Raw genomic sequence first — 8,835 nt, 5'->3', positions numbered from 1 at the left:
AATTGGACGACATCTCGGCTCCCGGTCAGACGCGTGCGGCCCACCGGCTGTGCAGAAACATTCCGGCGGAGAAGCAGGCGGATCACCTTCAGAAAGGTGTTGGACATTACGGCATTTTCAATGGACGCCGCTGGCGCGAGCAGATCCTTCCAAGGGTGCATGATTTCATCCTCACGCATGACACCAGCGGGCGTTTCACCTCGCCCGCAGCCCAGGCGGCGGAATAGAACCTTAATGGAATGACGCTCGTAGGATCACCCTCTGCCCTTCCAGTCGGTATCCTCAGGTGGTAAACTCAGGCACATAGTTGAAGCGGAGTGGCTGCATGTTTGTGGTGGTCTGGGAACCGAAACGCGGTGCTGGTGGAGGCCATCAGGCCGTAATGGACCAGGACAAGGCGGAGTTGGTCAGCCGAGCGCTGATGCGAGCGCGCCCTGACGATACGATCAGAGTGATTCCGGCTTGGGAATATGGCGCCGCTGCTGTGATCGAGCGACAGCAGCGGCGAGCGATGCGACGATAGGTCGTCGGAAACCGACGAGACGGCCCGACATCATCACCGATGCGGGCCGTTTTCGTGTTCGGATTAGCGCTCGAGGCGATCTACAAAAACGATCATACATGGGTCGTTCATCGTGTGATGCCGTGGGCAATGAGGTGCCGAAGTTCCGGCATCACGGTGTCGGCGCCATAGCGGTCGATCAGGGTGGCTGTGCGGTACTGCCCGACCCGTCCGCACTTGTCGCATTTTACCCGCACCATCGGCAGGGGGAATTCGCGAAGGCTCCAGGCTCCATTCGGCATGGATAGGTCTATGCAGGTGATCGTTCAGTCATGGTCGCGTTGTGCATCAGGATTGGTTTTCCCGGTCGGCATGTTTGGGTCAGCCTCGGCTTCCAGGGTTTGCGTGCTGGCGTAGAACATAGCGCCGCTGAATGCCAGGAAAGACACGACAACAAGCAGAAGGTAGGCAATGTTGCCACCGGTCATAGCTTCCTCCCCAGGTTTGATCTGGATCTCTCAGATAGCTCCCAAGTCAACCATTTGCCTACACAGATGTCACGGGAAGCACAGCATGACTGCACTTGGTGCAGGTCACCCGTACCAGCGGCAGCAGCCATTCGTCCAACGTCCAGGCTCCTTTGGTCACCGAGTGCGAGTTGGTCTGTGTTTGCGGGTTGGTAACTGGTGGCTCAGATCCGGATAGTGCATCTGACACGGATCGGAGTCGTCATCCCAGCGCTGGCAGCTTGTCAATGCACTGAGAATATCGACCATTGGCGTATCGAGGGAAAACCGCTTCTGCAGCACTGACCTGGGGTACTGGGCAGATCTGTTGCACTTCCGACAGTTGATGCGAATCAAGGCACTGGGGTAAGTGCGCAGTGTAAGGGTGCTGTTTCCGCTCATGAGGTTCTCCAAGTCAACCATATGTCAACACTTCTGACGGTCGAGCGGTCAACGAGCCGCGATCAGATCGTCATGGTCGAGGTCAACGGTCGTCGCAGGGACCCGTTCGCAGACCGGCCATTATGCCCCCCGTTACGTCACTGATGAACCGGTCGAGAATGGGTGGACGATCCGATTGACCCCCACAAGCCCAACACCCTAATGGCATCTTCCTGGTGATCTTCTTTCAGATCACCAGGAAGATGCCCCTCGGTGAGGGGCCTTCCTTATACCTTCCGCCGCCTCTTGGAGCGGCACCGTCGCCACGGTTTCCATAGAGGTCTTGCGGTCGGCTGGCCTCGCGCTGGAGCACCGCAAAGGTCGGCTTGTCCAGATCGAGGATGACGCGCGTCGGGTGAGGCTTCGGGTTGGTCAGCCCGAACCAATCGTCCACCAGCATCTTCTCGATCCATCCCCAGCACGTTGGGCAGTCCACCTCGATGCAGAAGCTTGGGCATGCCGGCGAAGGAGCGGAGGGGGCGGGCTTGCGGGATTTGCGGGGCATCGACGGTCACTTGTCAGTGCATCACTGATACCGGAACGGTATGTAAACGGTGTATATCCGGTACTATTTCGGTGGGTCATACCCCATCCCGTGCCAACTTCTCGGCAACCGCCACCCTGATCCAGGACAGGCGGGTCAATCCGCCAGCTGCCTTCCTTGCGCGATCCACGCGGCGGGCCATGTCGCCAGCCAGGGTCATGGTGAAGCGGACCTCTTGCGGTTCCGGAGCGGCTGGTGCCGGTGCTGCTCGCCGGTCATCAACGGCGTCCGCGCCTTGAATGACGCGCTCGATGTCGGCTTCTGTGACTGCGGCGGTCGATGCGTGCTTGGGCTTGCTGAACTTGCTCATGGCCGGTGCTTTCCTGATATCGTCTCGGTGTTATTACAGTGCGTCTTCGGTACTGAAAACATACCGATACAGTGCATCCAACTCTGCAACAGCCTTCGAGTCAGGCCGTGGCATTTCCGCTGCCGCCAGCCCCATCAGGTGCGCCTGGGCGATGGCCTTGCGGTTGCCGACCGGACCCGGTACGACCTGGAGTGCTTCAGCATGTTCAGCGAATGCCGCCTCGGCCTCGGCGTTGTCATTGCCGATGGGGTCGGCCCGGTTGACCAGAACCAGGGCGCGGAGGCTTTCGTTCACGGCGTGGATCTCGCCGATCAACTCGACTGCGGCGTCGATCGTCCAAAGGTCCGGACCGCGCGGGGCGAACGGCAGCAGCACGGCGTCGGCGATAGTGAGCGCCGACCGTTGGGTGGTCGTGTCGCGGGCGCCTGCGTCGATGATGATGGTCTCGTACTTCGGCTTTAGCCGGCGCAGTTCTTCGCGCACCCCCTTGCCGACCAGTGCCACGGTCGGTACCCGGTCGGTGCTGACGTTCTCGCGGTCACCGCGCGCCGCAGCCCAGGTCATCGTGGTTTCCTGGCTGTCGCCATCGACCAGCAGGACGTCCTTGCCGTCGCGCGCCGCCAGCACGGCGAGGTTCGATGCCAGCGTGCTCTTCCTCACGCCCCCTTGATGCCTCAGACAACCAGTATCATTTCGGTTCCTATCAAGTATCATGAGCAAGGCGGCGGATGCAGACGTCTGGTCGCTCACTGATATCCGCACTTCGGAGGTGCTGCACCGGACACCGCCTGTCGACGAGGCTGTCGCTGTGCATATCCTACGTGCGTGGATGCGCGGCTACATGCACGGCGGCAGCTTCGAGATCGTCGGTCAGTACCTGCTCGGCATGCTGCCCGACGATGCCAATCCGTACTGACTTGCTGAATTGAGCGAAGGATCTCCATGCTGACACACGATTTCCGCACGCCGATCCCGCCAGGCACGCTCCGGATCTCGGTCATCTGGAACGGCCATCTTCACAGAACCGACCTGCTGATGGTCAGGATCCCCGACACCATCATGGCGTTCGAAGAGTTCATCGGGATCGTCCTGGCGGCAGAGGATGGCCGGTGCAAGCCAGAGGCTGCGAAAGCCTGCACTGAGGTGACTGTTTCGGCTGCACAGAGTGGTGACGCATCCATCGTCACGACGTCTGCACTTTGGCGGTTCCTGTTCGACCCTGCCGAATACGTAATGAACACCCATCGCCTGGGCGGGATGGCGCAGAACAACGGCAGCGCCCTCCTGGCGGGCTCGCTCGACTTGCAGGGGGAGCACTGGCGGTTTCACTTGTTCGCCATGCCCCGCTGGCCGGCGTTCTAAGGCGACGGCGCGGTGAAACGGAAAAGCCCGCTCCGGGTTAGGGCACGGGCTGAGTTGGACATGCAGATAACCTATGAACAGAAACGCACCAAACCCTAACAGTGTTAGTGCGCCGCATCATCGTCTAACTCGTACTATACCGCACGCCAGAAAAAGCCCGCACTGAGCAGGGCACGGGCTAAGGGGAGAGTGAAACATCAGTCCTGATGTTTCTGTGTGGCCGTGGGTGCTGTCCACGGCATGTTTTACAACAGCCACACGTTGCGATGCCGCATGGTCTTGGTGGCTTATGCCGAGTAGGCGGTGTGCGAAGCCGATCTGCGTCCTTGCCTGTCAACCGTCGGCAGCACCACACTTTGTGTCAAGAGGGTTGGAAACGGCCTTCCGTTGGCCGAATAACTACCCGCTCTACGGGAAGCGCCTGAAATCACAGGGCAATCGCCCAGGAAACCGACCGGCTACCTACCCTTATGGAAAACGCATTATCGACAGGTGTGGCCGTCCGTGATGCGCAACCCGGCCTTCTGCCCACTGTCGGCAGGAGGCCGGATTGCTACTCCCCTGCTATGATCAGGACTTCGGCAGCAACGGTTCGACCGCCTTCTTGAATTGATCAAGCGCGAGCACGCCCTTGTAGGTCTTGCCGCCGATCACGAAGGAGGGCGTCGATTCCACGCCGTGCCAAAGTCAGGAGGGTGGTCGAAATGGCAACTATGCCGACGAGCGCCCACAGGAAGAAGCGGAGGTTTCTCAGGCTGGCCATGGCATCCTCACTCCGGTCCCATAGCGCCGGGTTTGCCGACCTTGCCCGGGACCTCGACCTTTCCGGCTTTCTCGAAGGTGATGGTCAGCGGAAACTGCTGGCCAACATTCAGGCCCCCTTTGAGGTCCATCAGCATGTAATGCGTCCCGCCGGGCTTCATCTCCAGCGCGCCGTCAAGCGGGACGCTGAGCGGACCGACCTCGCTCATGCGCGAGACATCGCCTTCCAGTCGGGTCTGATGGGCCACGGCTTGGCCCGCAACCGGCGTTTCCACGGACAGGATGTTGTCGGGCGCAGAGCCGGTGTTCCTGACCGCCAGATAGGTGGCGCCGGTTTTGGCGGACGCGTGGTCGCCCGCGCCCAGGCCTGCTCGATAACAAGGTCGCCGACCCTCGCCGTCTCTGCATGAGCGGACGCGACGAAGGCAAGGACCAGTGCGACGGCGCCAGCGATGACGGAATGCTTTGACATCACAGATCCTGGGGGGAGAGGTGGTTGGCGTGCACTGGTTCGTGCTGGCCACTTGACCGGCGGAGCAGCCGCAGGGCGTTGAGGGTCACGAGCACGGTGGCCCCGGTGTCGGCCAGGATGGCGAGCCACAGATCCGTCATGCCAAGCAGGGTGGTGACGAGGAACACGGCCTTGAGACCGAGGGCGACCGCCACGTTCTGGTGGATGTTCGTCATCGTCGCACGGGACAGTGCTATGAGGTCGGCAACACCCTCGACCCGGTTGCCCAACAGAGCTGCGTCGGACTCACCAGCCTCTCACGGTTCTTGATGCTCTCACCAATCAGCGGTCAAGAGCGGACCGGATCTTGGCTGCCATCTGGTCCCGCGTCGCAGGCTTCGGCAGCAGGTTCACGCCAGGATCCAGCATCCCGCTATGGACGATCGCACTGCGCGTGTAGCCAGTTGTGAAGAGCACCTTCAGGCCTGGTCTTTTCTTGCTCGCCTCCTCCGCCAGCTGCCGCCCATTCATCCCTGGCAGCACCACGTCCGTAAAGAGAAGGCAAATCTCGGGGTGCAGATCCAATGTACGAAGAGCGTCAACTCCATCGCGAGCCTCAATCACGCCGTACCCGAGGTCGAGGAGCATCTCTACCGTCAGCTCGCGCACTTGGTCATCGTCCTCGACGACAAGAACCACCTCGGAGGTCGAGCCAAGTGAGGTGTTACTCGAGATCGAGCGTCGGGGTGGTTCGGCAGGACCATAGAAGCGCGGCAGATAGATCTTTACGGATGTTCCCTGGCCCAGCTCCGAATAGATCTTCACGTGTCCACCGGTCTGCTTCACGAAGCCGAAAACCTGGCTGAGACCCAGCCCGGTTCCCTTTCCCACCCCCTTCGTCGTGAAGAAGGGATCGAACGCTTTGGCGACTACATCAGGCGCCATTCCACTGCCCGTGTCGGTCACGGCCACCATCACATACTGTCCCGCTGTGATCGCGTGCTCGGAGGCATAAGCATCATCAAGGTGGCAGTTCGCCGTCTCGATCGTGAGGCGACCACCTTCCGGCATCGCGTCACGGGCATTGACGGCGAGATTGACCACCGCATTCTCCAGCTGGTTGGCATCCGCATGGACCTGCCAGAGACCTCCGGCAAGCACCGTCTCCAGGTGGATCGTCTCGCCCAGGGTGCGGCGCAGGAGCTCGGACATCTCCGACACCATTTTGTTCGCATTCAGTGCCTGCGGTGACAGTGCCTGCTGACGTGAGAAGGCAAGCAGGCGCTGCGTCAGGCCGGCAGCTCGGTGGGCGGCCTCCCTGGCAGCCGTAATGTACTTGTCGACGTCGGTATCACCCTTCTCCAGTCGTCGTTGAAGCAAGCTTAGACCGGAGAGCACGACGGCCAACATGTTGTTGAAATCATGCGCGATGCCTCCCGTTAACTGTCCGACCGCTTCCATCTTTTGGGCCTGCCGCAGTGCATCTTCCGCCGTGAGGCGCTCCCGGACGGCTTCAGCGACCCGCGCCTCCAAGGTCTGATTGAGCTGGTGCAGTTCGGCATTCGCCCGCTCCGCTGCGTTACGCGCCTCCAGCAGCTCCCGCTCGTATCGCCTGCGGTCAGACGCGTTGAAAATCGTAATGCGGATGAACCGCAGCCCCCCGGCATCGTCCCGCCGTTCGACGGCATTGACGAGGACCGGCAGCACCGCACCGTCCATACGGACAACATCGAGGGCGACCTCGTTGAAGAAACCCTGCATCCTCAATAGCGGTGCGAAGTGGGTCTCGTAGTAGATCTTTCCCGCGATGTTCAGGAGGTCCTGAAATCGGCGCCCGATCAAATGATCATGCTCATAGCCCATCCACACGGCGAAGGTGCGGTTGGACTTGATGATGCGCCCGTCGGCTTGCACCGAGACGTAGCCGCAGGGTGCGTTCTCGAAGAGGTCTTCCAGATCTTCAAGGTCCTGCTGGACAGGCTCTGTCTTGTCATCGTTCAAAATCGCTGCCTTCGAGAAAGGCCTTCATCGCCGCAATGGTTTCTTCGGGTGCGCTGAGGTTGGGGCAATGACCCGTAGCCCTCAAGATCACCAGTTCACTCCTGGGAAGATGGCGGTGCACATACTCACCCACAGCCTGCGGAGCGATCACGTCTTCCGAGCACTGCAAAACCAACGCATGGGGCTTCACATCCGCCAGATCGGTGCGGTTGTCTGACAGGAATGTGGCCCGGGCGAACTGCTTGGCGATCTCGGGATCGGTCCGGCAGAAGCTGTTGGTGAGCTCCTCGCCGAGCTCCGGACGGTCGGGATTGCCCATGATGACAGGGGCCATGGCGTGTGACCAGCCCATGTGATTGCTGTCCAGGAAGTCGAGCAACTCGTTGATCTGCGCCTCGCTGAACCCTCCAACATAGTCCGCATCATCAATATAGCGGGGCGACGGCCCCACCATAACGAGCTTGTCGAACAGCTCCGGCGCCTTCCTGGAGGCCAGGACGCCGATCATTGCGCTCACCGAGTGCCCCACAAAGACGCCGCCGGTTATCTTCAACTCGCGGCAGAGCTCAACAACGTCGTTGGCATAGCCTTCGAGCGAGGCGTATTTTGCCGGATCGTAGGCTGATAGATCGGATCCGCCGGCGCCGACGTGGTCAAACAAGACAGTTCGATGGCGGTCCTCGAATGCCGGAGCGACGAAGCGCCACATGTTTTGATCACAGCCGAAGCCGTGAGCAAACACCATTGCTGTCGAACCGGAGCCGGAGAGTTTCACATTATGTCGCTGCAGTGCCGACAACGTCGCCTCCCTTCCCTTGGAAAGGTCCAACTAACATATTGGGTGGCGCCCGAAGGATGGTAGGAACTATGACGGCACGCTTCCCCGAGCTCCAGGGTTATCGGGTCAGGCGGCGAGGTCAAGCGGTTCGTCAGCGGGACAGCCATTCTAAATCTGACTGAAGCTGAGTCGCGACTGTGCTTTTAACGCACCGGCGACTGGCGCGAAATTGCTCTGGAGCAAGTTACCCGACAACAACAGTGACGCCGGGGCCGGCCTCGGAAGCCGGCGTCAGAGCATTTTACCAAATTAGCATCTGCCGGCAACCGGCGCTTGTGGGCAGACGCAAAACTTGAAAATAACCTCTTCCCGGCAATATTCCGAGCCAGGATCGGTGGATTTTCCACTCGCGACCAACTGCTGCCGCCAGTCGCCGGCACAGCCAGCCGCAGTCCCGTCCTCGGCAAACCTGCCGTCCACCATCGAAGCCGTCCCGAGCGCTTCCGGCAGTCCCCAGCTGGGTCAGCATCCGGATAACCGTCCTGAATGGACCCGAACCTCCGGCCCGACTGAGGAGTATTCCCAACGGGTTGACTATCGAGTTGGACGGGGCGGCATCTCCGTATAGTCGTAGAACCCCTTACCCGACCTGCGGCCCACCCAGCCCGCCTCGACATATTTCACGAGCAGCGGACAAGGACGATACTTCGCATCGCCCAGTCCTTCGTAAAGGACTGTCATGACTGCGAAGCAGGTATCCAGCCCGATGAAATCGGCCAGTTCCAGCGGCCCCATCGGATGGTTGGCACCCAGCTTCATCGCCGTATCGATCGACTCCACAGAGCCTATGCCCTCGTACAGGGTGTAGACTGCTTCGTTGATCATCGGCAGCAATATACGGTTGACGATGAAGGCGGGGAAGTCTTCGGCCCTTACGGCGATTTTGCCTAGTTTTCCGATCAGCTCCTGGACCGCCTCGAAGGTCTCGTCATCGGTAGCAATGCCGGGGATCAACTCGACCACCCGCATCGGCGGCACGGGGTTCATGAAGTGCATCCCGATAAACTTCTGCGGACGATCGGTGCGAGCGGCGAGACGCGTGATCGAAAGTGACGAGGAGCAGGTCGCGATCAGCGCCTCAGGCTTTAGATAGGAACCCAGCGACTTCAGGGTCTGGC

Annotated in this window: 11 protein-coding genes and 2 pseudogenes; 3 read left to right on the top strand and 10 right to left on the bottom strand. The window is 60.5% G+C overall.

The window, feature by feature from the left end:
• Nucleotides 1-227: pseudogene (locus tag AC5JJ6_RS19870) on the top strand (polyhydroxyalkanoate depolymerase); the annotation flags it as partial.
• A gap of 403 nt (nucleotides 228-630) precedes the next feature.
• Here AC5JJ6_RS19870 and AC5JJ6_RS19865 read toward each other — a convergent pair.
• The 5 genes from AC5JJ6_RS19865 to AC5JJ6_RS19845 form a co-directional block, all read right to left on the bottom strand.
• Nucleotides 631-804: a hypothetical protein gene (locus AC5JJ6_RS19865; protein WP_496043720.1), complete on the bottom strand. Its 174-nt coding sequence runs from the start codon at nucleotides 802-804 to the stop codon at nucleotides 631-633.
• Between the two features lie 24 nt (nucleotides 805-828).
• Nucleotides 829-990 (bottom strand): hypothetical protein, encoded by a 162-nt coding sequence (locus AC5JJ6_RS19860; RefSeq protein ID WP_496043719.1) that lies wholly within the window; start codon nucleotides 988-990, stop codon nucleotides 829-831.
• 646 nt (nucleotides 991-1,636) lie between these two features.
• Nucleotides 1,637-1,954, bottom strand: a complete 318-nt coding sequence (locus AC5JJ6_RS19855; RefSeq protein WP_496043718.1) for a hypothetical protein — start codon at nucleotides 1,952-1,954, stop codon at nucleotides 1,637-1,639.
• A gap of 76 nt (nucleotides 1,955-2,030) precedes the next feature.
• On the bottom strand, nucleotides 2,031-2,303 hold the full coding sequence (locus tag AC5JJ6_RS19850) for a hypothetical protein (protein ID WP_496043717.1): 273 nt from the start codon (nucleotides 2,301-2,303) through the stop codon (nucleotides 2,031-2,033).
• Nucleotides 2,304-2,336: 33 nt separating this feature from the next.
• A complete protein-coding gene (locus tag AC5JJ6_RS19845; RefSeq protein ID WP_496043716.1) occupies nucleotides 2,337-2,963 on the bottom strand; it encodes a nucleotide-binding protein in 627 nt (208 codons plus the stop codon).
• Nucleotides 2,964-3,015: 52 nt separating this feature from the next.
• On the opposite strand from AC5JJ6_RS19845, the gene AC5JJ6_RS19840 reads away from it, so the two are divergent.
• Both AC5JJ6_RS19840 and AC5JJ6_RS19835 read left to right on the top strand, forming a co-directional pair.
• Nucleotides 3,016-3,219, top strand: a complete 204-nt coding sequence (locus AC5JJ6_RS19840; RefSeq protein WP_496043715.1) for a hypothetical protein — start codon at nucleotides 3,016-3,018, stop codon at nucleotides 3,217-3,219.
• A 26-nt stretch (nucleotides 3,220-3,245) separates the two neighbouring features.
• Nucleotides 3,246-3,665 carry a hypothetical protein gene (locus AC5JJ6_RS19835; protein ID WP_496043714.1) on the top strand — a complete coding sequence of 140 codons (420 nt, stop codon included), beginning with the start codon at nucleotides 3,246-3,248 and terminating at the stop codon, nucleotides 3,663-3,665.
• 770 nt (nucleotides 3,666-4,435) lie between these two features.
• Here the strand turns inward: AC5JJ6_RS19835 and AC5JJ6_RS19830 are convergent.
• From AC5JJ6_RS19830 to AC5JJ6_RS19810, 5 genes and pseudogenes are all read right to left on the bottom strand, one after another.
• Nucleotides 4,436-4,951 carry a copper chaperone PCu(A)C gene (locus AC5JJ6_RS19830; protein WP_496043713.1) on the bottom strand — a complete coding sequence of 172 codons (516 nt, stop codon included), beginning with the start codon at nucleotides 4,949-4,951 and terminating at the stop codon, nucleotides 4,436-4,438.
• Nucleotides 4,899-5,183: pseudogene (locus AC5JJ6_RS19825) on the bottom strand (hypothetical protein); the annotation flags it as partial. The pseudogene AC5JJ6_RS19825 and the gene AC5JJ6_RS19830, both read right to left, overlap by 53 nt.
• A gap of 37 nt (nucleotides 5,184-5,220) precedes the next feature.
• Entirely contained in the window at nucleotides 5,221-6,879 is a 1,659-nt protein-coding gene (locus AC5JJ6_RS19820) for a PAS domain-containing hybrid sensor histidine kinase/response regulator (protein ID WP_496043712.1), read from the bottom strand.
• Complete coding sequence (locus tag AC5JJ6_RS19815; RefSeq protein WP_496043711.1) at nucleotides 6,869-7,678, bottom strand: alpha/beta fold hydrolase; 810 nt, start codon at nucleotides 7,676-7,678, stop codon at nucleotides 6,869-6,871. Before AC5JJ6_RS19815 ends, AC5JJ6_RS19820 begins: the two co-directional genes overlap by 11 nt.
• A 573-nt stretch (nucleotides 7,679-8,251) precedes the next feature.
• The coding region (locus tag AC5JJ6_RS19810) for a 3-hydroxyacyl-CoA dehydrogenase family protein (protein WP_496043710.1) at nucleotides 8,252-8,835 on the bottom strand (584 nt) is incomplete at its 5' end.

Source organism: Skermanella sp. (assembly GCF_059503625.1).
The sequence above is the reverse complement of the archived record's forward strand: the minus strand, read 5'-3'. Positions and strand labels throughout refer to the sequence as shown.

Bases quoted from the DNA above. Each gene is read 5' to 3' on its own strand.
- AC5JJ6_RS19850 (WP_496043717.1), bottom strand. From the start codon at position 2,303: ATGAGCAAGTTCAGCAAGCCCAAGCACGCATCGACCGCCGCAGTCACA.
- AC5JJ6_RS19860 (WP_496043719.1), bottom strand. From the start codon at position 990: ATGACCGGTGGCAACATTGCCTACCTTCTGCTTGTTGTCGTGTCTTTC.
- AC5JJ6_RS19835 (WP_496043714.1), top strand. From the start codon at position 3,246: ATGCTGACACACGATTTCCGCACGCCGATCCCGCCAGGCACGCTCCGG.
- AC5JJ6_RS19840 (WP_496043715.1), top strand. From the start codon at position 3,016: ATGAGCAAGGCGGCGGATGCAGACGTCTGGTCGCTCACTGATATCCGC.
- AC5JJ6_RS19865 (WP_496043720.1), bottom strand. From the start codon at position 804: ATGCCGAATGGAGCCTGGAGCCTTCGCGAATTCCCCCTGCCGATGGTG.
- AC5JJ6_RS19855 (WP_496043718.1), bottom strand. From the start codon at position 1,954: ATGCCCCGCAAATCCCGCAAGCCCGCCCCCTCCGCTCCTTCGCCGGCA.